The 25820-nt window shown below is 70.7% G+C and carries 22 protein-coding genes and 2 tRNA genes; 8 read left to right on the top strand and 16 right to left on the bottom strand.

Annotated elements, in window-relative coordinates:
• Positions 1–11 precede the first annotated feature (11 nt).
• Both hisN and ACWD0Y_RS19610 read left to right on the top strand, forming a co-directional pair.
• A complete protein-coding gene (gene hisN / locus ACWD0Y_RS19615; RefSeq protein ID WP_450261594.1) occupies positions 12–806 on the top strand; it encodes a histidinol-phosphatase in 795 nt (264 codons plus the stop codon).
• A gap of 226 nt (positions 807–1032) precedes the next feature.
• A complete protein-coding gene (locus ACWD0Y_RS19610) occupies positions 1033–1440 on the top strand; it encodes a CBS domain-containing protein (RefSeq protein ID WP_450261593.1) in 408 nt (135 codons plus the stop codon).
• A gap of 80 nt (positions 1441–1520) precedes the next feature.
• Here ACWD0Y_RS19610 and ACWD0Y_RS19605 read toward each other — a convergent pair whose 3' ends face one another.
• A complete protein-coding gene (locus tag ACWD0Y_RS19605; RefSeq protein ID WP_450261592.1) occupies positions 1521–2990 on the bottom strand; it encodes a catalase in 1470 nt (489 codons plus the stop codon).
• A 126-nt stretch (positions 2991–3116) separates the two neighbouring features.
• Between ACWD0Y_RS19605 and ACWD0Y_RS19600 the strand changes: the two genes are divergently transcribed.
• Positions 3117–3533, top strand: coding sequence for a Fur family transcriptional regulator (locus ACWD0Y_RS19600; RefSeq protein ID WP_450261591.1), 417 nt, complete (start codon positions 3117–3119; stop codon positions 3531–3533).
• A 151-nt stretch (positions 3534–3684) separates the two neighbouring features.
• On the opposite strand, the gene ACWD0Y_RS19595 is transcribed toward ACWD0Y_RS19600, so the two are convergent.
• From ACWD0Y_RS19595 to ACWD0Y_RS19580, 4 genes are all read right to left on the bottom strand, one after another.
• Positions 3685–3758: transfer RNA gene (locus tag ACWD0Y_RS19595), tRNA-Met, on the bottom strand.
• A gap of 109 nt (positions 3759–3867) precedes the next feature.
• Positions 3868–5973 (bottom strand): sel1 repeat family protein, encoded by a 2106-nt coding sequence (locus ACWD0Y_RS19590; protein ID WP_450261590.1) that lies wholly within the window; start codon positions 5971–5973, stop codon positions 3868–3870.
• A 213-nt stretch (positions 5974–6186) separates the two neighbouring features.
• Positions 6187–6260, bottom strand: a tRNA-Met gene (locus ACWD0Y_RS19585).
• Between the two features lie 42 nt (positions 6261–6302).
• A complete protein-coding gene (locus tag ACWD0Y_RS19580; RefSeq protein ID WP_450261607.1) occupies positions 6303–9242 on the bottom strand; it encodes a UPF0182 family membrane protein in 2940 nt (979 codons plus the stop codon).
• A 127-nt stretch (positions 9243–9369) separates the two neighbouring features.
• Between ACWD0Y_RS19580 and ACWD0Y_RS19575 the strand changes: the two genes are divergently transcribed.
• Positions 9370–9936: a PPA1309 family protein gene (locus ACWD0Y_RS19575; protein WP_450261589.1), complete on the top strand. Its 567-nt coding sequence runs from the start codon at positions 9370–9372 to the stop codon at positions 9934–9936.
• 42 nt (positions 9937–9978) lie between these two features.
• On the opposite strand, the gene ACWD0Y_RS19570 is transcribed toward ACWD0Y_RS19575, so the two are convergent.
• The 3 genes from ACWD0Y_RS19570 to ACWD0Y_RS19560 all read right to left on the bottom strand — a co-directional run bounded on the left by ACWD0Y_RS19570 (position 9979) and on the right by ACWD0Y_RS19560 (position 13151).
• Positions 9979–11067 (bottom strand): YlbL family protein, encoded by a 1089-nt coding sequence (locus ACWD0Y_RS19570; RefSeq protein ID WP_450261588.1) that lies wholly within the window; start codon positions 11065–11067, stop codon positions 9979–9981.
• Positions 11068–11475: 408 nt separating this feature from the next.
• Positions 11476–11937, bottom strand: coding sequence for a molybdenum cofactor biosynthesis protein MoaE (locus ACWD0Y_RS19565; protein WP_450261587.1), 462 nt, complete (start codon positions 11935–11937; stop codon positions 11476–11478).
• Between the two features lie 80 nt (positions 11938–12017).
• The gene (locus tag ACWD0Y_RS19560) at positions 12018–13151 is read right to left on the bottom strand and encodes an SDR family oxidoreductase (protein ID WP_450261586.1); all 1134 of its coding nucleotides are present in this window, start codon (positions 13149–13151) and stop codon (positions 12018–12020) included.
• Between the two features lie 191 nt (positions 13152–13342).
• Between ACWD0Y_RS19560 and ACWD0Y_RS19555 the strand changes: the two genes are divergently transcribed.
• A complete protein-coding gene (locus tag ACWD0Y_RS19555; RefSeq protein ID WP_450261585.1) occupies positions 13343–14788 on the top strand; it encodes a zinc-dependent metalloprotease in 1446 nt (481 codons plus the stop codon).
• Positions 14785–15393 carry an NUDIX hydrolase gene (locus ACWD0Y_RS19550; RefSeq protein WP_450261584.1) on the top strand — a complete coding sequence of 203 codons (609 nt, stop codon included), beginning with the start codon at positions 14785–14787 and terminating at the stop codon, positions 15391–15393. Before ACWD0Y_RS19555 ends, ACWD0Y_RS19550 begins: the two co-directional genes overlap by 4 nt.
• A 71-nt stretch (positions 15394–15464) precedes the next feature.
• On the opposite strand, the gene ACWD0Y_RS19545 is transcribed toward ACWD0Y_RS19550, so the two are convergent.
• The 4 genes from ACWD0Y_RS19545 to ACWD0Y_RS19530 all read right to left on the bottom strand — a co-directional run bounded on the left by ACWD0Y_RS19545 (position 15465) and on the right by ACWD0Y_RS19530 (position 19242).
• Positions 15465–16220, bottom strand: coding sequence for an AIM24 family protein (locus ACWD0Y_RS19545; protein ID WP_450261583.1), 756 nt, complete (start codon positions 16218–16220; stop codon positions 15465–15467).
• A gap of 19 nt (positions 16221–16239) precedes the next feature.
• On the bottom strand, positions 16240–16920 hold the full coding sequence (locus ACWD0Y_RS19540) for an AIM24 family protein (protein WP_450261582.1): 681 nt from the start codon (positions 16918–16920) through the stop codon (positions 16240–16242).
• 11 nt (positions 16921–16931) lie between these two features.
• Complete coding sequence (locus ACWD0Y_RS19535) at positions 16932–18560, bottom strand: TerD family protein (RefSeq protein WP_450261581.1); 1629 nt, start codon at positions 18558–18560, stop codon at positions 16932–16934.
• 106 nt (positions 18561–18666) lie between these two features.
• Positions 18667–19242: a M48 metallopeptidase family protein gene (locus ACWD0Y_RS19530; RefSeq protein WP_450261580.1), complete on the bottom strand. Its 576-nt coding sequence runs from the start codon at positions 19240–19242 to the stop codon at positions 18667–18669.
• Positions 19243–19473: 231 nt separating this feature from the next.
• Here ACWD0Y_RS19530 and ACWD0Y_RS19525 point away from each other — a divergent pair, with 231 nt between their 5' ends.
• Both ACWD0Y_RS19525 and ACWD0Y_RS19520 read left to right on the top strand, forming a co-directional pair.
• Entirely contained in the window at positions 19474–20637 is a 1164-nt protein-coding gene (locus tag ACWD0Y_RS19525; protein WP_450261579.1) for a ThiF family adenylyltransferase, read from the top strand.
• Between the two features lie 42 nt (positions 20638–20679).
• Positions 20680–22089, top strand: coding sequence for an ABC1 kinase family protein (locus ACWD0Y_RS19520; RefSeq protein WP_450261578.1), 1410 nt, complete (start codon positions 20680–20682; stop codon positions 22087–22089).
• A 140-nt stretch (positions 22090–22229) separates the two neighbouring features.
• Here the strand turns inward: ACWD0Y_RS19520 and ACWD0Y_RS19515 are convergent, their stop codons facing one another.
• The 4 genes from ACWD0Y_RS19515 to ACWD0Y_RS19500 all read right to left on the bottom strand — a co-directional run bounded on the left by ACWD0Y_RS19515 (position 22230) and on the right by ACWD0Y_RS19500 (position 25777).
• Complete coding sequence (locus tag ACWD0Y_RS19515; RefSeq protein ID WP_450261577.1) at positions 22230–22553, bottom strand: hypothetical protein; 324 nt, start codon at positions 22551–22553, stop codon at positions 22230–22232.
• Positions 22550–22939: a WhiB family transcriptional regulator gene (locus ACWD0Y_RS19510; protein WP_093799158.1), complete on the bottom strand. Its 390-nt coding sequence runs from the start codon at positions 22937–22939 to the stop codon at positions 22550–22552. Before ACWD0Y_RS19510 ends, ACWD0Y_RS19515 begins: the two co-directional genes overlap by 4 nt.
• Before the next feature lie 157 nt (positions 22940–23096).
• Positions 23097–23390, bottom strand: a complete 294-nt coding sequence (locus ACWD0Y_RS19505; protein WP_450261606.1) for a hypothetical protein — start codon at positions 23388–23390, stop codon at positions 23097–23099.
• 182 nt (positions 23391–23572) lie between these two features.
• Positions 23573–25777 (bottom strand): ATP-dependent DNA helicase UvrD2, encoded by a 2205-nt coding sequence (locus ACWD0Y_RS19500; RefSeq protein WP_450261576.1) that lies wholly within the window; start codon positions 25775–25777, stop codon positions 23573–23575.
• Between the last annotated feature and the right edge of the window lie 43 nt (positions 25778–25820).

Raw genomic sequence — 25820 nt, 5'->3', positions numbered from 1 at the left:
ACTGTTCGGTCATGCCCGACTATCACGATGATCTGCGCTTCGCCCATGTCCTCGCGGACGCCGCGGACGCCACGACGATGGAGCGCTTCAAGGCTCTGGATCTCAAGGTCGAGACCAAGCCGGACATGACTCCGGTGACGGAGGCCGACAAGGCCGCCGAGGAGCTGATCCGCAGCCACCTGCACCGCGGCAGGCCGCGCGACGCCGTCCTGGGCGAGGAGTACGGGCTGCAGGGCTCGGGCCCGCGCCGCTGGGTGGTCGATCCGATCGACGGCACCAAGAACTACGTGCGCGGCGTGCCGGTCTGGGCGACGCTGATCTCGCTCATGGAGGCCGGTGAGAACGGCTTCCAGCCCGTGATGGGCGTGGTGTCCGCGCCCGCGCTGGGCCGTCGCTGGTGGGCGGCGAAGGGCGGCGGCGCGTACACCGGGCGCAGCCTCACCTCGGCGACGCGGCTCCACGTCTCCAAGGTCGACCGGATCGAGAACGCGTCCTTCGCGTACTCCTCGCTCAGCGGCTGGGAGGAGCAGGGGCGCCTCGACGGCTTCCTGGACCTGACCCGCGACTGCTGGCGGACGCGCGGGTACGGCGATTTCTGGCCGTACATGATGGTCGCCGAGGGGGCGGTGGACATCTGCGCGGAGCCGGAGCTCTCGCTCTGGGACATGGCCGCGAACGCGATCATCGTCCAGGAGGCGGGTGGTGTCTTCACCAGCCTCGACGGTGTGACGGGGCCCCACGGCGGCAACGCGGCGGCGTCCAACGGCCTGCTCCACGAGAAGATGCTGGGCTACCTCCGCGGGTAGCTCGCCCGCAGGGAAGTACGGCCCCTGGCGTACTTCGTCACGGCCCTCACAGCCCCCACGGCCCTCACGGAACCGGCGTGCGGAGGCGGGTGACCGCGCGTCCCGCCCTCCCACGCCCTCTTGTTGCCGCCCCGCCCGGCTGCCACTCTGGGAACCCCCCACTTGTGAACTTGTGAATCGTTTCTCACAAGTCGTGGGTCCGCTTCACCCAGGAGGTGGCTCCTTCATGCTCGTCCGTGACGCCATGAGCACGGTGGTCCTCACCATCGGTCCCGCCCACACACTCCGCCAGGCAGCCCGGCTGATGGCGGAGCGCCGCGTCGGGGCGGCCGTCGTCCTCGACACCGACGCCGACGGACTCGGCATCCTGACCGAACGCGACATCCTCGTCTCCGTCGGGTCGGGCCAGGACCCCGACCTCGAAACGGCCGGCACCCACACCACCACCGACGTCGTCTTCGCCGCACCCTCCTGGACGCTGGAGGAGGCCGCGCAGGCCATGGCGCACGGCGGCTTCCGGCACCTGATCGTGCTGGACGGCAACGGCCCCGTGGGCGTCGTCTCCGTACGCGACATCATCCGCTGCTGGGCACCGGCCCGGAAGCAGCCGCAACCGGCCGCGCTGGCGAGCTGAGCAGCCGACCAGCCGAGTACGCGAGAGGGCCGGATCCCCCTCGGGGAATCCGGCCCTCCGCCTACGACAAGCGGTCCGTACTAGCCGCGCAGGGCCTGGACCGCGGCTTCCAGCCGCTTGCCGAAGTCACCGTCGGCCTGACGGAAGTTGTTGATCGCGCGCTCCGCGATGTCGTCGCGCGACACCTTGGAGATGAACTGGGCCAGGTTGTCGACGAGACGGCCCTTCTCGTCCTCGGACATCAGGCGGTAGAGGTTGCCCGCCTGGACGAAGTCGTCGTCCTCGGCGTGGCGCGGAGCCTCGTGGTTGCCCGTGGCGCCCTCGACCGGGACGGGCTGCCACAGCGGCTTGTCCGTCTGGAAGGGGCCGCCGAAGCTGTTGGGCTCGTAGTTCTTCGCGCCGTTGTGGCGGCCGTCGTACAGGTAGCCGTCACGGGAGTTGGTCCGCGCCTCGGTGGCGTGCGGGCGGTTCACCGGCAGGTGGTCGGCGTTGATGCCGACGCGGTAGCGGTGGGCGTCGCCGTACGCGAAGAGACGGCCCTGGAGCATCTTGTCGGGCGAGGGGCCGATGCCCGGCACGAAGTGCGCGGGGCTGAAGATCGACTGCTCGACCTCGGCGAAGATGTTCTGCGGGTTGCGGTTGAGCTCCAGCTTGCCGATCTCGATCGGCGGGTAGTCCGCGTGCGGCCAGACCTTGGTCAGGTCGAACGGGTTGAAGCGGTACGTCGCCGCCTCGGCCGCCGGCATGATCTGCACCTGCACGGTCCAGGACGGGAACTCACCGCGCTCGATGGCCTCGCGCAGGTCGCGCTGGTGCGAGTCCGGGTCGACGCCGGAGAGGCGGTTGGCCTCGTCGGTGGTGAGGTTCTTGATGCCCTGGTCGGTCTTGAAGTGGTACTTGACCCAGAAGACCTCGCCGGCCTCGTTGTTCCACTGGTACGTGTGCGAGCCGTACCCGTTCATGTGGCGCAGCGTCGCCGGGATGCCGCGGTCACCGAACAGCCAGGTCACCTGGTGCGTCGACTCGGGGCTCAGGCCCCAGAAGTCCCACACGTTGTCGGCTTCCTGCGAACCGGTGTACGGGTCGCGCTTCTGGGTGTGGATGAAGTCGGGGAACTTGATGGCGTCCTTGATGAAGAAGACGGGCGTGTTGTTCCCGACGAGGTCGTAGTTCCCCTCCTCCGTGTAGAACTTCAGCGCGAAGCCACGGGGGTCGCGCACGGCGTCCGCGGAGCCGAGGTTGCCCGCGACCGTCGAGAAGCGCAGGAAGGTCTCGGTCTGCTTGCCGACCTCGGAAAGGAACTTCGCACGCGTCCACTGCGAGACGTCGCGGGTCACCGTGAAGGTGCCGTACGCGCCGGCGCCGCGCGCGTGCACGACACGCTCCGGTATGCGCTCACGGTTGAAGTGCGCGAGCTTTTCGAGCAGCGCCTGATCCTGAACCAGGACCGGACCCCCGACGCCCGCGGTCTCACTGTTCTGGTTGTCGGCTACCGGCGCGCCGGCCTCCGTAGTGAGCGGTCCCTGCGTCACGTGCGCCTCCTGCGTCATACCTGCAAGTCCTGTCCCTTGGCGTTTGCCGTTGTCGATCCTACAATGGACTTTGTCTAAGTCAAGCAAACATCCAAAGTCACACCCGTTCGGGACCTGGGTCCCACCACTGTTAGGCTGGACCTCATGAGTGACCTGTTGGAACGACTGCGCGGACGCGGCTGGCGTATGACTGCTCAGCGGCGCGTCGTGGCCGAAGTCCTCGACGGGGACCACATCCACCTCACCGCCGACGAGGTGCACGCGCGCGCTGTGGCCAGGCTGCCGGAGATCTCCCGGGCGACCGTCTACAACACCCTGGGCGAGATGGTGTCCCTCGGTGAAGTGGTCGAGGTGTCCACGGACCGCCGGGCGAAGCGGTACGACCCGAACGCGCACCGGCCGCACCAGCACCTGGTGTGCGCGCAGTGCGGCGCCATCCGGGACGTGCACCCGACGGGCAATCCGCTCACGGATCTGCCGGACTCGGAGCGCTTCGGCTTCACCATCTCGGACGTAGAGGTCACCTACCGGGGCACCTGCCCCAACTGCGCCTCCGCCTGACACCGGCGCACGAAGGGCCCGGCACCGGAATCCGGTGCCGGGCCCTTCGGCCGTTCACGCGTGCGCCCGCGCATGCCCGGTGCGCCCGTGCACGACGTACGACGAAGGCCCGGATCTCTTTCGAGATCCGGGCCTTCGGCTACCTCTTCAGTAGCGGGGACAGGATTTGAACCTGCGACCTCTGGGTTATGAGCCCAGCGAGCTACCGAGCTGCTCCACCCCGCGTCGGTAAACACGACTGTACGTCGCCCCGCCGACCAGCGCAAATCCGTTCCCGTGCGAGGCGGCCGCGCGAGGTGGTGAAACGATCCGCCCCCCGTCCGGCCGGGCCCGGCTAGGCGGTGAGTTCCTGGTGCAGCGCCTCACGCAGCCGCGCCGCGCGCTCGGCGACCTCGGCGGGCCCGAGCTCCACCGCCCGCGCGCACCACCGCTCGCCCTCGTCCAGCTCGCCGTGGCGGGCGGCGAGCAGCGCGAGGCGCAGCGCGGCGCGGCCGTGACCGGCGTGCGCGGCGCGCGACCACCACAGGGCGGCCTCCGGCTCGCTGCCCTCGCGGGCGAGCAGCAGTCCGAGGTTGAAGGCGCCGTTGCGGCTGCCCGCCTCGGCGGCCTCCCGGTACCAGCGCGCGGCGCCCTCCAGGTCGCCGCGGCCCGCGGCGAGCATGCCGACGCGCACCTGGGCGCGGCGGTGACCCTGCTCGGCGGCCCGCTCGTACCACTCCTCGCACTCGGACTTCTCGTTCAGCGCCTCGCCGAGGGCGGGCGGGCCCGCGGGGGGCTGCCGGCAGTCGAGCAGCGTGGCGAGGCGGAAGGCCGCTTCGGCGCTGCCGCCGCCCGCGGCGCAGCGCAGATGGCGCTCGGCCTCCTGCTCCTCGCCGTCCCGCAGCAGGGCGATGCCGACCTGGAGTGCGGCCTCCGTGTGCCCGGCGGCGGCCGCGCGCTCGTACCAGACGAAGGCCGTACGGTCGTCGTCGCGACCCGCGTAGAGGATGCCGAGGTTGAAGGCGGCGTCGACGCTGCCGGCCTCGGCGGCCTTGGAGAACCACGGCTCGGCGCCGGCCGCGTCGCCGCCCTGGAGCAGCAGGATGGCGAGTGCGTTGGCGGCCTCGCGGTGGCCCGTGTAGGCGGCGCGGCGGTACCACTGGTCGGCCTGGGCGGTACGGCCCTGGGCGGCGCACAGCAGCCCGAGGTTGTACGCCCCGTTCACGTCACCGGCGTCCAGGGCCGCGCGGTACCACCGCTCGGCGGTCTGCTGCTCACCGCGGGCGGCGTGCAGGGCGCCCAGTGCGTTGGCGGCGTTGCCGTCACCGTCCTGGGCAGCGCGCAGCCACCACACGGCGGCGCTGTCCTCGTCGCCCGCGTCGCGCAGCAGGAAGCCCAGCGCGCAGGCGGCCCGGGGCTCGCCGTCCTTTGCGGAGGTCAGGTACCAGCGCCCGGCCTCCTTGAGCTCGCCGCGCTCCTCCAGGATGGCGCCGAGGTGCAGGGCGGCGCGCCGGTGCCCGCGCGCGGCGGCCTGCCGGTACCACTGCTCGGCCTCGACGGCGGGGTCGAGTTCCCCGGCGCCGCTCACGGCGTGCCGGGTGCCCGTACCGGACGGCCCCGCGCCGGGGTGCCCGTGGCTGGGCCTGCCGGTGCCGGGGAGGCGGGTGCCGGTGCCGGGGAGGCGGGTGCCGGTGCCGGGGAGGCGGGTGCCGGTGCCGAAGTCGAGGAAGCCGGTGCCCAGGGCGGCTCCGGTGTCGGGGCCGCCGGGCCGGCGGAGGTCCGTGCGGCCGGTGGCGGGAGCCGTACCCGCGTGCGGCCCGCCCGCGCCCGTACGCGGGTCCGTGCCGCCCGGCACCGTGCCGGAGTCGGCCGCGCCGGCGTGCGCCTCCGCGGTGGCGCGGCGGTCCAGGGTGCGGGCGAGGCGGTACGCCGCCTCGCGGTGCCCCTGCTCGGCGGCGGCGCGCAGCCAGCGCTCGGCGCCCACGTCGCTGCGGTGCTCCAGGAGGTCGGCGAGGGCGTACGCCCCCAGCGCGTGCCCCTGCTCGGCGGACTGGCGCAGCCAGTACTCCGCTGCGGGCTCGTCACCGCGCTCGCGGTAGTGGCGGCCGAGCGCGTGCGCGGCGGCCGCGGAGCCGGCCACGGCGGCGATGCGCCACCAGCCGGCCGCCTCGTCGGCGTACCCGCGCTGGTGGAGGAGGACTCCCAGGTTGTTGGCGGCGGCGCGGTCGCCGTCGGCGGTCGCGGCGCGCAGGTAGGGCTCGGCGCCGTCGAGGTCGCCGCGGCGCAGCAGCAGCGAACCGAGCACGCTCATGGCCTCGGTGTCGCCGTTCTCGGCGGCGCTCCGGTGCCGCGCCTCGTACTCGGCCTCGGCGGTGTCCACGGTGTCAACAGCGTGCTCTTGGTGTCGCTGCACAAACCGCCCTGTCTCCAACAGAGTTGTCCTGTCCCCCATAAAAACCATCGTCGCACCACCCGGAACCCGCGTACACCTGGTATACCGCAGCCAGTGAGGTCACTTCAGCGTTTTGTCGACATGCCCACAGAGAGACACTTCAAACGCCTTGGCCCCAACTCTCCCCGTCAGAAAGACGGTTCGCACGGGTGCACGGATGCCCGGACACACGACGAGGGCCCGGATCTCGAAAGAGATCCGGGCCCTCGTCTTCTTCTTCAGTAGCGGGGACAGGATTTGAACCTGCGACCTCTGGGTTATGAGCCCAGCGAGCTACCGAGCTGCTCCACCCCGCGCCGTTGTGTTCAAACAGTACCACGGCGCGGGGACGTCCCTGCTCAGCTGCCCTTCTGGTCGCCCTTCTCGTCCTTCTCCGCCTCGGTGCCGGGCTTGTCGCCGGGCTTGTCCCCGGCGCCCGGACTGGCCGGCGCCTCGGTCTCCGCCCCGGCGTCGGCGGCCCGCTGCAGCGCGTCCTGGAGCTTCTCCTGCGCCTCGCCGTATGCGGTCCAGTCCTGCTCCTTCAGCGCCTCCTCGCCCTCCTCGTACGCCTTCTGGGCGTCCTCGATGGCCTTCTGGAGCGAATCGTCGCCGTCGGACGGGGGCCTGGTGGTGTCGTCACCGTCACCCGGCGGCGGAGGCGTTTCACCCTCCTCGCCGAAGACCGCGTTCAGCGCCTCACCGAGCGTGTTCTTGAAGACGGTCTCCCTGCCGTACGAGACGGCGACCTTCTTCAGGAGCGGGTAGGCGTTGTTGCCCTGGGCGTACACCGGCTCGACGTACAGGAAGCCGTCGTTCAGCGGGATCGTCAGCAGGTTTCCGTACTCGATGTCCGAGTTGGCGCCCTTCATGTTCCTGACGAACTCGGCGACCTCGGCGTTGCTGTTGAGCCGGTTCTGCACCTGTTGCGGTCCCGGTACGTCGCCCGTGACTCTCAACAGCCTTATCGTGCCGTAGTCCTTGCTCGACGCGTCGGCGTCGACCGCCATGAACGCGCCGAGGTTCGGGCGCCCGTTGGGGGTGAACGTCGTCGTCAGCGAGAACTTCCGGTCCTGCTCCTGCGGCATCTTCAGGCTCAGGTAGTACGGCGGCACCGAGCTCTTCTCGCCGGTCGTCGGGTCGTCCGGCACCTGCCACGCGTCACTGCCGCTGTAGAACTGCGACGGGCTCTCGACGTGGTAGCGGGTGAGCAGCTCGCGCTGCACCTTGAAGAGGTCCTGCGGGTAGCGCAGGTGCTCCATCAGCGCCGGGGCGATCTCGCCCTTCGCCTTCACCGTGCCCGGGAACGCCTTCATCCAGGTCTTGAGGACGGGGTCCTCGGTGTCCCACTGGTACAGCTTGACCGTGCCGTCGTACGCGTCGACGGTGGCCTTCACCGAGTTGCGGATGTAGTTGACCTGGTTCTGCTGGGCGATCACCGCGCGCTGGCTGTCGGTCTGCGACAGCGAGTCGGCCGTCGTGTCCCCCAGCGTCGTGCGCGAGGCGTAGGGGTAGCCGTTGGTGGTGGTGTACGCGTCGACGATCCACTGGATGCGTCCGTTCACGACCGCCGGGTAGGCGTCGCCGTCGAGGGACAGCCAGGGCGCGACCGCCTCCACGCGCTCCTTGGGCGTGCGGTTGTACAGGATCCGCGAGCCCTCGCCGATGGCTCCCGAGTAGAGGATCTGCGGCTCGCTGAAGGCCGCGGCGTACGCGGCGCGGTTCAGCGGGTTCGACAGGTTGACCCCGCTCTTGCCCTCGTAGCTCGTGGTCTTGGTGGGCTCGCCGTTCTTCTCGTAGTCGAGCTCCTTCTGCGGGCCGCCCACGATCGAGTACTGCTCGGTCTTCTCGCCGTAGTAGATCCGCTGCTCGTACTCGCCGAGCATGCCCTGGGACGGCAGGCCGGACTCGACGAAGTCCGGGGCGCCCTCGGTGTCCGGCTTGACCGCGGTGCCCTTGGCGGCGACCACGCCGTATCCGTGGGTGTAGGTGAAGTGGTCGTTGATCCAGTTGCGCTTGGGGATGCCCTTGAGGTCGAGTTCGCGCAGACCGACGACCGTGTCCTGGCCCTTGTACCGGTCCACGTCCAGCGTCGTGGGGAACTGGTAGTACTTGCGTTCCTGCTGGAGCTGGTCGAAGGTCGGCGGGACGACGTTCGGGTCGATCAGCCGGTAGCTGGCCGCCGTGTCGGCGTCCTCGCGCAGCTGGGCGTTGTCCTTGCTGTCGCCGACGCCCTGGTAGTCGTCCACCTTCGCGTCGTCGATGTCGTACGCCTCACGCGTCGCGTCGATGTTCTTCTTGATGTACGGCGCTTCCTTGGCCTGCTCGTTCGGCTGGACCTGGAACTTCTGCACGATCGCCGGGTAGAGCCCGCCGATGAGGATCGCCGAGAGCACCATCAGGCCGAAGCCGATGACGGGCAGCTGCCAGGTGCGGCGCCACAGCGTCGCGAAGAACAGCAGCGCGCAGATGACGGCGATGCAGAAGAGGATCGTCTTCGCCGGCAGGTAGGCGTTCGCGTCGACGTACCGCAGGCCGGCCCAGTTGCCCGTGGCCTTGAAGTCACTGGACTTCACCGCCAGGCCGTACCGGTCGAGCCAGTACGCGACGGCCTTGAGCGCCACGAAGAGGCCGAGCAGCACCGACAGGTGGCCGGTCGCCGCGGCGGTCGCCCTGGCCCCCGGGCTGGTGATGCGCAGGCCGCCGTACAGGTAGTGCACCAGCGCGGCGGCGATCAGGGACAGCACGGTGGCCGCGAAGCCGAAGCCGAGCAGGAAGCGGTACCAGGGCAGGTCGAACGCGAAGAACGACACGTCCAGCTGGAACTGCGGGTCCTTCTGTCCGAAGGAGACACCGTTGACCCACATCAGCCACGTGCGCCACTGACCGGACGCGGACGCTCCGGCGATCAGCCCGACCAGGGCGGTGACCGCGAGAAGCACCCACTTCTTGTACGGGGCGACGCCCATCCGGTAGCGGTCCAGGTTCTGCTGCTCCAGCGACATCGCGCTCAGCGGCGGCCTGAGCCGGTGCGCGAGCCAGATGTTCACGCCGACGGCCAGGGCCATCAGCAGGCCGAAGACGGCAAAGAGCCCGATCTTGGTCCACAGGGTGGTGGTGAAAACGGACGAATATCTGACCGAGCGGTACCAGAGCCAGTCCGTCCAGAACCCGGCGAACATGACGAACGCCATGGCCAGCACGGCCAGGACGCCCAAGGTCATGAGCAGGGTCCTGGCACGCCGGGAGGGCCGGCCGACTCTGATCCGTGGCCCTGTCGGGCCTCCGCCGCGGTCCGGCATCTGGAAAGCCAAGGTGCGCACCTCGAAAGTTCGCTGTCGTAGGAGCAGGCTCCGCGATCGTAGAGCCCACTCATGCAACTTACTGAAGCTTTACTCAGTTCCCGCTTTGGGGTCCGAAGGAGGCAGGATGTCAAGCATGTCCAACGTCTCCCCCTCCGGGCCCCCCATGGCCACGAGCCCGCTCACCCGCGCCGTGCTCGAAATCGACGAATACACCTCCGGCCTCGGCTGGGACCAGCCCGCCAGGCTGTTCGCCCTCGTCGACACCGCCCAGTTGCGTGCTCAGGAGCCGGGCCTCGCCGCCCAGCTCGGTCTCGCCGACGGCCAGTCGACGGCCACGCTCACCCCCGTCGAGCAGGAAGAGATCCCGGCGGGCACCGCGCTCGACGAGTTCCTCGCCACGATCGCCTGGCCCGACGCGGTGGCCGGCTGCGCGCTGACGGTGGAGCGGCTGATGCTGCCGCCGTCTGCCGAGACGTCCGTACCCGAAGGGCTGAACGAGGCCCAGCTGGCGAAGTGGGTCGCGAAGCACCCGGACCGTCAGGAGGTCCGCATGACGGTGGCCGTGCTGCGCGACGGCGCGCGCGAGTCCGCGCTGCGGCTGCGGGAGAAGGACTCCCCGACCGAGGTGCTCACCGGCTCCATGCTCGTTCCCGGTCTCGCCGAGGCCCTGGCCGCGACCTTCGAGGCGTAGGCGCCGCAAGGCGTCACCGCCCTCCCCCCGGGGGCGCGGCCGTCAGCCCGTCGTGCACTGCGGCAGGCCGGCCGTGTCCCCCTCGGCGATCTTCTCCAGCGACTTCTTCGCGTCGTCGATCGTCTTGACCTTCACCAGGGTGAGGCCGTCGGGGATGTCCGAGACGGCGGACGCGCAGTTCTCGCTGGGCGTCAGGAAGTACTCGGCGCCCGCGTTGCGCGCGCCGACGGTCTTCATCTCGATGCCGCCGATCGGGCCGACCTTGCCGTCCTCGTCGATCGTGCCGGTGCCCGCCACGAACTTTCCGCCGGTCAGGTCGCCGGGCGTGAGCTTGTCGACGATGCCGAGCGAGAACATCAGGCCCGCGCTGGGGCCGCCGACGTCCGCCAGCTTGATGTCGATGTCGAACGGGAAGGTGTGGTCGGGGCCCGCCTGGATGCCGACGATCGCGCGGTCGTCGTCATCGGCCTTCTCCGTGGTGATGACGACGTCCTCGCTGCCCATCGGCTCCTTGCCCGCCTTCTCCGCCGCGACCGCCTCCTTGGCCGGGACGACCGTGAAGACGACCTTCTCCGTGGGCTTGTGCCGGGTGACGAGCTCGGCGACGTCCCCGGGGGCCTTGACGGCCGTGCCGTCCACGGCCTTGATGACGTCGCCCGCGTGCAGCTTGCTCTCGGCGGGGCTGTTCTTGAGAACGGTGGAGACCACGACCCGTGTCTTCACCGGAATGCCCAGTTCCCTCAGCGCCGCGGTCTTGGCGGTCTCCTGGGACTGGCTGAACTCCTCGGCGTTCTCCTGGGTCGACTGCTCTTCCGTCTTGCCGTCCGGATAGAGCGTGTCGTGCGGTACCACCACACTGTCGTGCGCCAGCCAGCCGTAGACCGCCTCGGCGAGGTTCATCCGGTAGTCCGCGCCGGTGACTCTGACCGTCGTCATGTTGAGATGACCGGTCGTCGGGTATGTCTTGTGACCGGAGATCTGCAGTACCGGCTCGCCGTCGGCCTCACCGAGGGTGTTCACCGTCGGGCCGGGGGACATCTCCGAGTACGGAGGAGTGATGAGGACGCCCGCGCACAGCAGCGCGATCATGATGAGGGTGGAGGCGAGCATCGTCGCTGTGCGGCGTGGCATGGAACGACAGTACGGGACAGGCCTGTCAGTACACCGCTGGGGCCGGTCCGTACGGGGCCGCCGGGCCCGGGCGTACGGGCGGGGCCGCTTCACGGGGCCTCAGGCGGCGTCGGAACCGGGAGGGGATTTCTCCATCGCCTCACGGAACCGGGCGTAGCCGGCGAGTTCCGAGACGTCACCGGCTGTTCGACTACGCGTTGCCCAGGTTCCCCATATCGAAGCGCCAAGTGCGGCGAACAGCGGAATCAGCAACCACGCGAGTGCCGCCATCCCGACCTCCCGACCCCAGGGACCGACCACTATCGGCCGATCAGCAGATTAACCACCGGTCAGTCCAACGCTCACGGCAGGGGCCCGGTTACGCAAATCGGGGCGCATGAACGCTCCCCAGGTTTCAACGGGGATCCGTCAGCACGCTCCGACCCACTCCTCCGTTCCGTCGGAGAACGTCTGGTGCTTCCAGATCGGCACTTCGTGCTTGAGATCGTCGATCAGCCTGCGGCACGCCTCGAACGCCTCGCCCCGGTGCGGGCAGGAGACCGCCACGACGACCGCGAGGTCACCGACTTCCAGGTCACCCACACGGTGGACGGCCGCCAGTGCGCGCACGGGGAAATCCGCGGCGACCTTTTCGGCCACCCGGCGCAGCTCGTCCTGGGCCGAGGGGTGACAGGAGTAGCCGAGCCGGTCGACGTCGGCACCCCCGTCGTGGTTGCGCACGGTGCCGACGAACAGCGCCGTTCCGCCCGCGGCGTCGTCGCCCACGGCGGCGAAGACCTCGTCGACGGAGAGCGGGGTGTCGCGGATCGCCAGCAGCCGGATGGGGTCCTGTGCCGCCTGCTCGCCCGGGTGGGAGTACGTACCTGCCATGACGCCCATCGTGCCGTACCGCACCGGCATTGCGGAATAGCGCTTTCGACCGGCTGTACGGGGCCCGCGTATGGAGGGTCCTACATGCGGCCCCGCGCCTTGCGCACACGGCGCACCAGTGCGGCCGTGCCCAGCAGGGCGACCGTGGCGCCCGCCGCGCCCGCCGCCGTGGCGTCCTTGCGGCCGAGGCGGCGGCCCACCACGGTGTGCCGGCCCTCGACCTCCTCCAGCAGCTCCGCGAGCACCTCCTCGTTGGTCCACCGGGGCCGCCAGCCCGCTTCGTGGAGCCTGCTGACGCTCACCACCCAGGGGTGCATCGTGTAGGCGAGGTCCCCGGCCGGTGAGGGTGTGAGGCCGATCCGGTGCAGCCGGGCCGCGGCGCCCAGGGCGACCGCGGACGGCAGCTCCATGCGGCGGATGCCGCTGAGCTTCTCGACCTCCTCCTGCTCCAGCCAGCCGTCGCAGCCGACCGCGATCTCGCCGTCGACCTTCTCCAGCACGGCGTACTCCAGCGCGCTGACCAGGTCCTCGACGTGGCAGAACTGCCAGGTGGGACGGGACCCGGCGACGACCAGGAGTCGGGGCGACTCGAAGTACCGGGTCAGCGCGGTGTCCGTACCGCCGACCAGGACGGCGGGGCGGACCACGGTGACGTTGAGGCCGGGGTGCGCGCGGGGCGCCCGGCGGCCGAGGCGCTCGATCTCCAGGAGGTCGCCGACACCGGCGGCCTCCGCGGTGGCGCGCAGTTCCGCGTCCTCGGACAGCGGGATGTCGTTGTCGGGCAGGGCGCCGTAGACCATGGCCGACGTGCAGAGCACGACGCGGTGGACACCGGCGGCCGCGGCGGCGGTGAGCACCGTCTGGGTGCCCCGTACGTTGTACGCCGTACGGGCCGCGGGGTCGGACTCCAGGTCGAGGTCGAGCGCGAGGTGCACCACGACGTCGGCGCCCCGCAGCTTCTCCGCGATGGCCGGGTCGCGCACGTCCAGGATGTGCCACTGCGCCTCGGCCACCTCGCCGCGGCGCTCGTCGATCGCGACGACCTTCTTGATCTCCTCGGACGCGGCGAGGCTCCGGGTGAGCAGCGCGCCGATGCCCGAGGCGGCACCCGTGACCGCGACGACAATGCCGCGGGCCGGCGGGGCCGCGTCGTTTCGCCTCTGGCGAACTTCAGCGCTCTGTGATGCGCGAACCTGCGGATCTGGGGAACTCACCAGGCGTCTCCAGCGGTTGTCTTCAGTACGTGCACGCTGTGGCGCGTACGTACCAGGTGGCGTCCATCCTGCCGCAGGCAACGAGTCGGCGGAGCACCGAGCCCATCTCCGGCTCGGGTGTCTACGCTGGGTGGTGATGTCGGGCAGCCGCCGCCGGCCGGAGCCGGCGGCCTTACGAGCCGAGGAAACCCGTGAGTGACACCCCATTCGGATTCGGCCTTCCGCCGGAGGAGCCGGAGGACGGCGACGATGGCAAGAAGAAGGGCAGCGAGGGCGGTGGCCAGGGTGGCCAGGGTCCGGCGAACCCGTTCAGCGGGTTCGGCGGTCTGCCGGGCGGCTCGGGCGGAGACAATCCGTTCGCCGCGATGTTCGGCTCGCTGAACCCGAACGACCTGGGCGCGGCCTTCCAGCAGCTCGGGCAGATGCTCAGCTACGAGGGCGGTCCCGTGAACTGGGACATGGCCAAGGACATCGCGCGCCAGACGGTCTCGCAGGGCACCGCCGACGGCACCAAGGACTCCAGTGTGAGCCCCGGTGAGCGGTCCGCGGTCGAGGAGGCGGTGCGTCTCGCCGATCTGTGGCTGGACGGCGTGACCTCGCTGCCCTCCGGCGCGAGCACCTCGGTGGCGTGGAGCCGCGCCGAGTGGGTCGAGGCGACCCTGCCCGCGTGGAAGCAGCTGGTGGACCCCGTCGCCGAGCGCGTCGGCGCGGCCATGGGCGACGTGCTGCCCGAGGAGATGCAGGCCATGGCGGGCCCGCTGCTCGGGATGATGCGCTCCATGGGCGGGGCGATGTTCGGCCAGCAGATCGGGCAGGCCGTGGGCGTGCTGGCGGGCGAGGTGGTCGGCTCGACCGACATCGGCCTGCCGCTGGGCCCGGCCGGCAAGGCCGCGCTGCTGCCGCTGAACATCGAGACGTTCGGCAAGGACCTGGGCGTCGAGAAGAACGAGGTGCGGCTGTACCTGGCGCTGCGCGAGGCCGCCCACCAGCGTCTCTTCGCCCATGTGCCGTGGCTGCGCTCGCACCTGTTCGGCGCGGTCGAGGGATACGCGCGCGGCATCCAGGTCGACACCTCGAAGCTGGAGGACGTGGTCGGCCAGCTCGACCCGTCGCACCCGGAGCAGCTTCAGGAGGCGCTCCAGCAGGGCATGTTCCAGCCGGAGGACACCCCGGCGCAGAAGGCGGCGCTGGCCCGTCTGGAGACGGCGCTCGCGCTCGTCGAGGGCTGGGTGGACGCCGTGGTGCACGAGGCGGCCAAGCCGCGGCTCACGTCGGCGGACGCGCTGCGCGAGACGCTGCGCAGGCGCCGGGCCTCCGGTGGTCCCGCCGAGCAGACCTTCGCGACGCTGATCGGTCTTGAGCTGCGTCCGCGGCGGCTGCGGGACGCGGCGCGGCTGTGGGCCTCGCTCACGGACGCGCGCGGCCTGGACGGGCGCGACGCGCTGTGGGAGCACCCGGACATGCTGCCGACGGCAGAGGACCTGGACGACCCGGACGGGTTCGTGCACCGCGAGCAGATGGACTTCTCCGAGCTCGACAAGATGCTCGGCGAGGCGGCCGGCGGCGGCCCGGGGAAGCCGGACCTGAAGAAGGACGACGGCGAGGGCGGCGACGCAGAGGGCGACAGCGACAAGTGAGCCTGCACGACGACGCGGTCCTCGTACTGAAGAGCTACGAGGGCCAGGACGAGCTGCGCCGGACGTACCTGGATCACCTGGCGGCGCACCCGGACGGGATGTGGAAGGCATGCGAGGCCGGGCACGTCACGGCGAGTGCACTGGTCGTCGATCCGGAGCGCGGCCGGGTGCTGCTCACGCTGCACAAGAAGCTGAACATGTGGCTCCAGATGGGCGGCCACTGCGAGCCGGGCGACGCGACGCTCGGGGAAGCGGCGCTGCGCGAGGCCACGGAGGAGTCCGGCATCCCGGGGCTGACGCTGCTGCCCCCAGCAGGGGCAGCGCGCAGCGCTTCGACGAGGGGCGGCGGCCGGGTGACGGGTGGGCCGGTGCGACTGGACCGGCATCCGATTCCGGCGCCCTGCAACTGGCACCTGGACGTGCAGTACGCGGCGCTGGCGCCGAGTGGTGCGGTCGAGGCGATCAGTGAGGAGTCGCTGGACCTGCGCTGGTTCGCGTACGACGAGGTGGCGGACGTGGCCGACACGTCGGTCGTGCGGCTGATGGAACGGACGCGTGCGGCGCTGCAGACGGGCGTACGCGCCGCGGGTGAGCGTCGCGGCTGACCGCGGCTGACCGCAGGTGAGTAAGGGGCGGGCTTCCAGGAGCCCGCCCCTTACCTGTGCCCCGGGGGCGCTCAGTTCCAGGCGTTGTTCTGGTTCTGGCTGCGGGCGCCCTGCTGGCCCACGCCGAACTGCGCGGCGGCGCCCTCCCCCAGCTGCGCGTTCTGCGGCGGCATCACCTCGCTGGGCTGCACGAGTGCGAAGCCCTGGCCGAGGAAGCTGAGTTCCCAGCCCTCGCCGGTGTTGCCGCGCCGCCGGCGCACGTTCGACGAGTGCGTCTGGGCCTGCATCTGCACGCGCAGGGAGCTGGACCAGGCGACGATCGCGTCGGCGTCGGCGTTGACGTACTTCTCCGGCGTCACCTGGAGCATCAGCGGCTGGCCGGAGGTCATCAGCGCGACCTTGCCCTGCCCCGAGATGTTGAGCTGGTACTTGCCGGTGCCGGAGATGCCGTACTGGCTGTCGACGGCGATGACCTCGGTGTGGAGCGAGGAGTCCAGCGCGAGGACGTAGGCGCTGTCGACCGTCATGCCCTCGCGGTCGACGTCCACGAGGTGGACGTACTGCGCGAGGTTGGCGAAGTAGACGGTGCCCTGCCCGGAGCAGCGCATCAGGTCGAGGCCCTCACCGGTGTTGGCGCGGGAACGGCGCTGGCCGCTCGACTGGTATTCGCCGTCGAAATCGATCAGGCCCTGGTAGGCGACCATGGCGCCCTTGCGGGCCAGGACGTCGTCGTGGCCGGTCAGCGAGACCCGCAGGAGCTGCGGATTCTGCACGGTGTACCGGTCCTGGGACTGCTGTTCGATGTGACTGAAAAGCGGGCTCTGCATGGTGTGTTCTCGCTCCCCCTCAGCCCCGGATCCGCAGGCGGTCGGTGCTGTCCTCGCTCGGCTGTACGACGACGATTCCCTCGCCGGAGAAGGCCATCTGGTACGCCTCTCCGCTGCCCCGTCCGACCAGGGCGGACGCCTTGAAGCTGCGCTTGCCCTTCACCTTGAGGTTCGGGGACCAGGCGACCAGGGCGTCGGGGTCGACGTACGTCTCGTCCTCGCCGCGTCCGCATTCGACGACGATCGGCGTACCGCGCGAGGTCACGGCGACCCAGCCGGTGCCCGCGATCTCGACGTTCCACAGGCCCTGGCCGGCGAACTTCGCCATGCCCTTGACCTTCTCCACGCCCCACTGGAGGTTCGCGTCGAAGGCGAGCACATTGCTGCCGTTGACCGAGAGCGAGTCGTTGTTGAGGTTGATGACGACGACGTCCGCGCCGTAGTCGGCGAGGTAGAGCAGGCCGTCGCCCGCGCACTTCATGACGGGCGCACCCTCACCGGTGGCCCACTGGGACGCGATCTGGCGTACCGCGGGCGGGTTCGGCTCGTACTGGATGAAGCCCTCGTACGCCACCATCGAGCCGGTGCGCGCGTAGAGGTCCTGGCCGGTGGCCATGGCGACCTTGAGCATCGAACGCCCGTGGTTCTCCATGCGGGCCGCGATCGGGGTCGGGGCGTAGCCCGCGAGTTGCTGATTCATGACGGGCTCCCTCAGACCTCGTAGGGCTGGACGACGATGAAGTTGCCGGGCGCTCCCCGGAACTGCAGGTTGACGGTCTCTCCGCTGTGGCCCGGGTAGGCGTTGCGCCGCAGCCGCACCTGGCTGGAAAGGATCACCTGGGACGCCGAGGACCACGCGACGACGGCGTTGGCGTCGGCGAACGTGGTGGGCGTGACCGGCAGGACGACCGGGATGCCGTGGGTCTTCACGACCACGGTGCCCGTGCCCTGGAACTGCATGGTGAACAGGGCGCCGCCGGGGATGCCGTGGCCCTCGATGCGGCGGACCTCGTACTGGAGCGACTCGTCGAACGCGAGAACGTTCTCGGCGGAGACGCAGATGCCGTCGCCCTGGAGCTCGATGGGGTGCAGGTTCGCGCCGTCCTCCGCGAGGAAGACCTGGCCGCGTCCGGTGCAACGCATCAACTGCATCTCCTGGCCGGTCGCGTTGCCCACGATGCGGCCGGTGAAGCCCGCGCCCTTGTGGCTGAAGTCGACCTTGCCCTGGTACATCACCATGCTGCCCTGGCGGGCCAGGACCGGCGTACCGCCCATGGTGAGGTCGGCCCGCATGAGCTGCTGGTTCTGCGAGGTCCAGCGCTGGCCGGTGGCTGCCTCGCGGTACGGCTGGAGGGCGGCCTTGAGGCCGCCGCCGCCCTGCGGGGCGCCTTGGGGCACACCGCCTTGCGGTACTCCCTGGGGCTGGCCGTACGGAGTCGGCTGACCGTAGGGGGCCGGCTGGCCGTAGGGGGCCGGCGCACCCGGCGGCTGGGCCTGTCCGGGGATCTGCCCCGGCATCTGGCCCGGTACCTGGCCGAACTGCGGCTGCTGGGGCGGCTGTCCGTACGGCGACGGAGGGGCCGGCGGTACGGCGCCACCCTGCGGCGGCATGGGCATCGGCGCCGCCACGGCCGGGGCGGCGTACGCCTGCGGGGCGGGATGCGGCGGCGGGGCGAAGCCCTGCGCGGGGGGCGGCGGGGGCGCGGGGGCCGGCGGAGCGGTGGGTGCGCCGAAGGACGGTGCGGGCTGCGCCGCCTGGGGCGGCGGGGCGAAGGAGGGTGCCGCGGCCTGCGGCTGGGCGGCCGGTTCCTCCTCGGCCACCTCACCGCCGAAGTTCTTCAGCAGGGCCTCGAGCCCGCCGTCGAACCCCTGGCCGACGGCGGCGAACCGCCACACGTCCTTGAGGTAGAAGTCGCCCAGCATCACCGCGCGCTCGGTGGTGAACTCCGAGCCGTCGAAGGCGTACCTGACGACCTCTTCACCACCCGCGACGATCCGGATGTAACCGGGCCCCACCTGCGACATCTGCCCCGCACCGTCGATGGTCGCGGTGAAGGAGAGCCGGTGGATGTTCGCCGGGACGCGGTCCAGCGTGACGCGGAACGACTCGGTGTCCCCCGATTGCGCACCGAGTTGCTGGATCGACTCCTCGGGCGACTTCGGCTGGTTGAAGAAGATGAAGTACCGGTCGTCCGAGAGCTGTTCGTTGGCGTCGAGCCCGAAGCAGCTGATGTCGAAGGACAGCCCGGGCCCCGCGATCTGTATGCCTACGTACAGATCCGTACCCGCTGTGAGGTCACTGATCTTGGCCTTGTGGCCGCGTTGGAATTCCCTGGCCATGCGTAACGACCGTCCCCCATCCCGAGGTGAATGCGTCGCGTCAGGCTAACCGCAAATGCCGACATCCGGCCAAGCCGGTACACAGTCGGTACAGAGTCACTCGGGGTCACTCGCCGCGTGCGCCCGGCAGGTGCGGCAGCCGCCCGGCGGCGACCACTCCTTCGAGATAGCCGCGGGCTCGCTCGGTGCGCGGGTACGCCTCCAGGAGCTGCCAGAAACGCGGACCGTGTCCGGGTACGAGCAGATGGGCGAGCTCGTGGACGAGCACGTAGTCGACGACGTACTCCGGCATGCCCTGGAGGCGGTGCGAAAGACGGATGCTGCCCTCGGCCGGAGTGCACGACCCCCAGCGGGTGTTCTGGTTCGTCACCCAGCGCACCGAGACCGGGCGCGCCCTGCCGCCGAAGTACTGGGCGGAGAGCCGCAGGGCGCGCTCGGCGAGCTCGGCGTCGCCGAAGAGGCGCTTGCTCTCCTGGGCGGCGAGCTTGTCGAGCATCACGGTCACCCAGCGTTGCTCCTCGGCCTCCGACATCCGGTCGGGGATGAGCACGATGGTGCGGTCGCCCTCGCGGTACGCGGAGACCGTCCTGCTGCGGCGGGCGCTCCTGCGGACCTCGACGGCGTTCGGCCGTGAGCCGCGGGACGGCGGGTTTGTCGCACTGTGCAGAGGGTCGACGGCCACGCCACGACGTTACCCGTTGCCAGTGGTGGAAGTCCCGCCTCCGGGTGGTTCGAACGCGATCCGCTCCCTGGCACGGCATACGAACGACCGACGCGATTCATATGACTGACGCGCAGCACCTGTGGACAACTTTCAGCCCTCTTCGGTCGCGCCGTGCATTCTGAGATCCGAGAGCGGATTCTGCGACAGACCGCAGACCGCCAGGCCGACGGACCGACGGGGGACGACGAGATGCATCCGATGGTGAAGCCCGCGCTGCGGCGCGCATGGCGGGACCGGCAGACCGTGCAGTTCGGCATGACGTCCGCGCACGCGGTGACGGTGGGCCCGGTGGACACGGCGACGGGCAGTTTCCTCGGGCTGCTCGACGGGACACGCGGCCTTCCGCTGTTGCGGGAGGAGGCGCGGACGATGGGACTGCCCGACGGGCGGGTGGACGACCTGGTGGCGCGGCTGACCGCGGCAGGTCTGATCGACGACGCGACGGCGGGCGGCGCGGGGGCGGACGCCCTGCGGGGACGCGCCGAGGTGTTCGACCGGCTGCGCCCTGATCTGGCGTCGCTCTCCGTGGTCCATGCCGAACCGGGTGGCGGGGCACGGCGCCTGGCGGCACGGCGCGCCATACGGGTGCAGGTACGGGGCGCCGGGCGGGTCGGCGCGACGATCGCGTCGGTGCTGGCCGCCGGCGGGGTGGGACGCGTCGAGGTCCTGGACGGCGGGTGCACGGAACTCTGGGACGTCGCGCCGGGCGGACTGTCCGCGGAGTCGGTGGGCGGCCGGCGGGACGTGGCGGCACGGCAGCTGGTGCGGCGGGCCGCGCCCGGCCGGCCTCCGCGCGCGGCGGAGATCGCGGGCCCGGCTGGGACCGCCGGGTCCGCGGCCGGTGGTGAGCCCGGGCTGTCGCTGGTGATCGTGGCGCCCCGGGACGGAACCGCCGCGTACGCTCCCGATCCCCTCGCCGCCGAGCCCTGGCTGCGTTCGGGGACGCCCCACCTCTACGCGGGGGTCGCCGAGGCGACGGGGGTGGTGGGGCCGCTGGTACTGCCGGGCGGCAGTGCGTGCGCGGGCTGTATGGCGCTGGGGCGCGAGGAGCGGGATCCGGGGTGGCTGCGGATGCTGGCGCAGTGGCGCTCCGGCCGCGGCGGGCCCGTACCGGCCTGCGACATCGGTCTGGCGACCGCGGTGGCGGGACTGGCGGCGGCCCACGCCCTGTCTTTCCTGGACGGTGAGCTGCCCGCCACCACCGGGGTCCGGTGGGAGACCTCGATGCCCCTGCTGGACTGGCGGCAGGAACGGATGGAGCCGCACCGCGACTGCTCCTGCGGCGCCGGTGGGCAGACTGAGGGGGAGTGCGCCTCGGGCGCCGGAAAGCCACAGGACACAATGGCCGGGTGACCGTCGTAGGCGGCCACGGGTGTCTGGGATTTGGAGGGGCGCATGTCTGATCTTCCCCGGAAGGCGGTCACCCGTACCGCCAAGCTGGCAGCACTGCCACTGGGCTTCGCCGGCCGAGCCACCTGGGGCCTGGGCAAGCGGATCGGCGGCAAGTCGGCCGAGATGGTGGGCCGCGAGATTCAACAGCGCACGGCAGACCAGCTGTTCAAGGTCCTCGGTGAGCTGAAGGGGGGCGCGATGAAGCTGGGGCAGGCCCTGTCGGTCTTCGAGTCCGCGCTTCCCGAGGAAGTCGCGGGCCCCTACCGGGCGGCGCTGACGAAGCTCCAGGAAGCCGCTCCGCCGATGCCGGCCCGCACGGTGCATTCGGTGCTGGAGGAGCGGCTCGGAGAGGAATGGCGCGACCTGTTCCTGGAGTTCGAGGACAAGCCGTCGGCGGCGGCCTCCATCGGCCAGGTGCACCGGGCCGTGTGGCACGACGGCCGTGAAGTGGCCGTCAAGGTGCAGTACCCGGGGGCCGGGGAGGCCCTGCTCTCCGACCTGAATCAACTGAGCCGCTTCGCACGGCTGCTCGGCCCGCTCGTCCCGGGGATGGACATCAAGCCGCTCATCACCGAGCTGCGCGACCGGGTGTCGGAGGAGCTCGACTACGAGCTGGAGGCCCGGGCCCAGCGGGAGCACGCGGAGGAGTTCGCGGACGACCCGGACGTACTGGTGCCCGGTGTGGTGCACCAGAGCGATCAAGTCCTGGTGACGGAGTGGATCGACGGGATCCCGCTGGCCGACGTGATCTCGGACGGTACGGCGGAGCAGCGGGACAGGGCGGGGCAGTTGCTGGCCCGCTTCCTCTTCTCCGGGCCGGCCCGCACAGGGCTGCTGCACGCGGATCCGCATCCGGGCAACTTCCGGCTGGTGCCGGCGGGAGGCGCGGACGCGGACTCCGACGGCGGGGACGACGGGAGCGGGGCGGTCGCGCCATGGCGGCTCGGCGTGCTGGACTTCGGCACCGTGGACCGGCTGCCCGGCGGGCTGCCCGCGACGATCGGTGAATCGCTGCGGATGACGATCGACGGCGAGGCCGAGGCAGTGTACGAGCTGCTCCGCGAGGAAGGCTTCGTGAAGGAGACCATCGACCTCGACCCGGACGCGGTGCTGGACTACCTGCTGCCGATCATCGAGCCGGCGCAGGCAGACGAGTTCACGTTCTCCCGGGGCTGGATGCGCGGGCAGGCGGCGCGGATAGCCGATGTCCGCTCCCCGGCCCACCAGTTGGGCAAGCAGCTCAATCTGCCGCCGTCCTACCTGCTGATACACCGGGTGACCTTGAGCACCATCGGAGTGCTCTGCCAGCTGGGTGCGACCGTACGGCTGCGGCATGAGCTGGAGGAGTGGCTGCCCGGTTTCCTCGCCGATGACCGCACCGAAGCGGAGGAAGCGGCGACGGCCGGGGCGTAGCCGGGCCGGGCTTCCCCTTGTGACGGTGTTCCCTTCAGGGTGCCGAATGGCTCTCGGCGGCCGGTCAACGCACCGCGGGGGCCGGTCCGTTCGGACCGACCCCCGCGGAGGGCCTTCATGTGCCGGCCTGCCGGCGCCTGTTACTGCATGACGGCCATGGCCAGGGCGCGGCGGGCGCGCAGTGACACGCGCTCGGCGCGGCGCTGCATCCGCCGGGCGGCGACCAGGCGCACGGCCTGGTGTTCCGCCTCGGCTTCCCGCCGGCGTTCTTGCATATGGGCACGGGCCAGGGCTTCTGGGATGAGTTGCATCTCGCGGGTCCTGTTCTGACGCGAGTCGTTCGCGCCGGTGATGGTCACGTCGTGGGTTGCGGTGCCGAAGGGCTCGCTGGGGGAAGAGGTCATCGGGGCCTGCTTCTTGGGATCGTGCGTATGGGGTCGGTCGATGGTTCCGATGGCGTTCATGCCGCGACCGGGTTCTTGCGCGGGCGGCCACGCGGCCGCTTGCGGGCGACCACCACGCCCTGGACGAAGAGTTCGCCACCCCAGACGCCCCAGGGCTCGCGACGCTCCTTGGCCCCTGCGAGGCATGCCTCGACCAGCGGGCAGGTGCGGCAGAGCGACTTGGCGTACTCGACATCGGCCGGGGTCTCGGCGAAGAAGACTTCCGGGTCATAGGAGCGGCAGGGGACGGGCGTACCGAGGTTCTCGATGGCGTCGTCGAGCGCGGTGAGCGCGGTGAGGGGGGTCAAGGCGGTCTGGGCAGTCAAGGCGGGGTCCTCCGTGAGACCGGGCGGCGAGGTGATCGTTTGGGAAGGCGGTACGGACGGGGCGTGCGTTTCGAGTTGCACGGTGGTTTGTTCCTCGTCGAGTCGTTCCGGCCGGTCGGCCGGGTGGCGGTTGCTGTCCCGAGGCCCCTTCGCTCCGTCTCTCCACTTCGGGAAAAACAGAAGGGCCGCGGATCCCTGGTGGGGTTCCGCGGCCCTGAGGCGCCTGCCTGATCCTGGATCAGGCTGGATCACTCCAGGGTTCGAGCCCACGGAAGGCCCACATCGTGTGGTGCTGCGTCGTCTGCTTCTTGGATCCGGCACCGGCTGCCGCAAAGGCATAGGCCTGCGCCTGTGCCGCTGCTACTGCTGCTTCCGGTGCCTCGGTCGGTCGCTCATTGCGCGCCAGAACGGGAAGGCTCACGAGAGACGCCGGACGGACGGCGGAAATGCCGGACAGACCGGTGCCACGAAGCGAAGAGCCGAGCGGGCAGGGGGCGACGACCGAGTGATCGGTCATTTTGGTGAAGGTCATGAAGCTGGTCACTGGGCTCGCCTCCTCTCGGCGTCTCGGGGACCTGATGGCCGGGGCCGGTCCCTACGTATTCGGATAAGTACAGCACGGAATCAGGGCTTCAGAGAAGACGCTGTTCCCGTGGTTAAGAACCTATGGGGATTCCCAGGGCATGCGCAAACTATTTTTTCGACGAGTTTGAATCAGTCCTCCTCGTCGGCCCCACCAAGCTCCTGGCCTGCGCAAAGAGCGAGCACATCGGCTCCGAAACGCGCCAGCTTGCGCGCGCCGACCCCTGGGATCACGGCCAGTTCCCCCGCCTCGGCCGGCGCCGCCTCGGCGATCGCCATCAGCGTCTTGTCGGTGAAGACGCAGTACGCGGGCTGGCCCAGCTCCTGCGCCTGACCGGCCCGCCAGTCGCGCAGCCGTTCGTACAGCGCCTCGTCCATGTCGGACGGGCAGTCCTCGCAGCGCATCAGCTTCACCTCTCCCGCGTCGGTGAGCGTCTTTCCGCACACCCGGCACAGGGCCGAGCTGCGGCGCCTGGGTCTGGTCACGCCACCGGTGCCCCTGCTGCCGCTGCCGCTGCCGCCGTGCTCGACGCCACCGCCACCGCCCGCGCCACGGCTGCCAGAGGACGCGGAGCCGGGGCGCAGCCCGCCCAGAAAACGGCTCGGACGGCGGGAGGCCCGGCCGCCCGGTGAACGGGACAGGGCCCAGGACAGACCAAGATGCAGCCGGGCGCGCGTGACGCCGACGTACAGCAGGCGCCGCTCCTCCTCGATCTGCTCGTCGGTCTTGGCGTAGGTGATCGGCATCATGCCCTCGGTGAGACCGACCAGGAACACGGCGTCCCACTCCAGGCCCTTCGCCGAGTGCAGCGAAGCGAGGGTGACGCCCTGGACGGTGGGCGCGTGCTGGGCGGCCGCGCGCTCGTCGAGCTCCGTGACGAGATCGGAGAGCGTCGCGGCGGGCCTGGCCTTCGCGAAGTCCTCCGCGAGGCGCACCAGCGCGGCCAGTGACTCCCACTGGTCGCGTACCGCCCCGGAGCCCGCGGGGGGCTGCGTGGTCCAGCCGTTGCCGCTGAGGACGGCGCGGGTCTGGGAGGGGAGGTCCACGACGTCGTCGAGCAGGGGGTCGTTGTTGCCGAACCGGGCGGCGCTGCGCAGGCCGTGGATGGCCTTCCGCACCTCCTGGCGTTCGAAGAACCGCTCCGCGCCGCGGAGCTGGTAGGGCACGCCGGCGTCGGCCAGAGCCTGTTCGTAGACCTCCGACTGGGCGTTGATGCGGTACAGCACGGCGATCTCGCCGGCCGGGACGCCCGCGGCGATGAGGTCGCGGATGCGGCGGGCGGTGCCCTCGGCCTCGGTGGGCTCGTCCGCGTACTCCGTGTAGACGGGCTCGGGGCCCGCTTCGCGCTGGGAGACCAGCTCCAGACGGTGCTCGGCGGCCCGGCCCCGCGCCTGGCTCAGCAGGCCGTTGGCCAGGTGGACGACCTGTGGCGTCGAACGGTAGTCACGGACCAGCTTCACCACGGTGGCGTCCGGGTGCTTGGTGCGGAAGTTCAGCAGGTGGTCGGGGGTGGCACCGGTGAAGGAGTAGATCGTCTGGCTGGCGTCGCCGACGACGCACAGGCTCTGCCGGTCGCCGAGCCACAGTTCGAGCAGCCGCTGCTGGAGCGGGCTGACGTCCTGGTACTCGTCCACCACGAAGTGCTGGTACTGGCTGCGCACGTGGTCGGCGATGTCGTCCCGGTCCTGGAGGATGCCGACGGTGAGCAGCAGCACGTCCTCGAAGTCGATCACGGCGCGGTCGCGCTTGAGCTGCTCGTACATCGCGTAGATCTGGGAGATCTCCGCCGCGTCCCTGGGGGTGTCACGGCCGGACTTGGCAGCCGCGGCCGGATAGTCGCCGGGGACGGCCTGCGTGACCTTCGCCCACTCGATCTCGCCCGTCACGTCCCGCAGCTCGTTGCGGTCGAGACGGACGCGGCAGCGGGCGGCGGCCTCGGCGACCAGCTGGACCTTGCGCTCGACGAGGCGGGGCAGGTCGCCACCGACTGCTTTCGGCCAGAAGTAATGGAGCTGGCGCAGCGCGGCGGAGTGGAACGTCCGGGCCTGGACGCCGCCCGCGCCGAGCTGGCGGAGCCGGCCGCGCATCTCGCCGGCGGCGCGGTTGGTGAACGTGACGGCAAGCACACTGGCGGGCTGCAGGATCCCGGCGCGTACGCCATACGCAATGCGGTGCGTGATGGCGCGCGTCTTGCCGGTGCCCGCTCCCGCCAGCACGCACACCGGACCGTGCAGGGCCGTGGCGACCGCGCGCTGCTCGGGGTCGAGCCCTTCGAGCACCGCGTCTGCCGAGTCGGGGACCTGCGGGAAAGGAGAGAGGTGCGTTGCTGCTGTCACCCCGCCATGCTGCCAGGTCGCACGAGGTGGATGCGGCCCGTTG

It is taken from the genome of Streptomyces altiplanensis (genome assembly GCF_053591575.1).
This window is presented reverse-complemented; position numbering and strand designations above follow the sequence as displayed.

Excerpts from the sequence above, each read along its gene's own strand:
- ACWD0Y_RS19580 (WP_450261607.1), bottom strand. The coding sequence starts at position 9,242 with ATGCCGGACCGCGGCGGAGGCCCGACAGGGCCACGGATCAGAGTCGGC.
- ACWD0Y_RS19570 (WP_450261588.1), bottom strand. The coding sequence starts at position 11,067 with ATGCCACGCCGCACAGCGACGATGCTCGCCTCCACCCTCATCATGATC.
- ACWD0Y_RS19605 (WP_450261592.1), bottom strand. The coding sequence starts at position 2,990 with ATGACGCAGGAGGCGCACGTGACGCAGGGACCGCTCACTACGGAGGCC.
- ACWD0Y_RS19575 (WP_450261589.1), top strand. The coding sequence starts at position 9,370 with ATGTCAAGCATGTCCAACGTCTCCCCCTCCGGGCCCCCCATGGCCACG.
- ACWD0Y_RS19610 (WP_450261593.1), top strand. The coding sequence starts at position 1,033 with ATGCTCGTCCGTGACGCCATGAGCACGGTGGTCCTCACCATCGGTCCC.
- ACWD0Y_RS19540 (WP_450261582.1), bottom strand. The coding sequence starts at position 16,920 with ATGAATCAGCAACTCGCGGGCTACGCCCCGACCCCGATCGCGGCCCGC.
- ACWD0Y_RS19525 (WP_450261579.1), top strand. The coding sequence starts at position 19,474 with ATGCATCCGATGGTGAAGCCCGCGCTGCGGCGCGCATGGCGGGACCGG.
- ACWD0Y_RS19545 (WP_450261583.1), bottom strand. The coding sequence starts at position 16,220 with ATGCAGAGCCCGCTTTTCAGTCACATCGAACAGCAGTCCCAGGACCGG.
- ACWD0Y_RS19600 (WP_450261591.1), top strand. The coding sequence starts at position 3,117 with ATGAGTGACCTGTTGGAACGACTGCGCGGACGCGGCTGGCGTATGACT.
- ACWD0Y_RS19520 (WP_450261578.1), top strand. The coding sequence starts at position 20,680 with ATGTCTGATCTTCCCCGGAAGGCGGTCACCCGTACCGCCAAGCTGGCA.
- ACWD0Y_RS19535 (WP_450261581.1), bottom strand. The coding sequence starts at position 18,560 with ATGGCCAGGGAATTCCAACGCGGCCACAAGGCCAAGATCAGTGACCTC.
- ACWD0Y_RS19505 (WP_450261606.1), bottom strand. The coding sequence starts at position 23,390 with ATGACCTTCACCAAAATGACCGATCACTCGGTCGTCGCCCCCTGCCCG.
- ACWD0Y_RS19565 (WP_450261587.1), bottom strand. The coding sequence starts at position 11,937 with ATGGCAGGTACGTACTCCCACCCGGGCGAGCAGGCGGCACAGGACCCC.
- ACWD0Y_RS19515 (WP_450261577.1), bottom strand. The coding sequence starts at position 22,553 with ATGAACGCCATCGGAACCATCGACCGACCCCATACGCACGATCCCAAG.
- hisN (WP_450261594.1), top strand. The coding sequence starts at position 12 with ATGCCCGACTATCACGATGATCTGCGCTTCGCCCATGTCCTCGCGGAC.
- ACWD0Y_RS19590 (WP_450261590.1), bottom strand. The coding sequence starts at position 5,973 with ATGGTTTTTATGGGGGACAGGACAACTCTGTTGGAGACAGGGCGGTTT.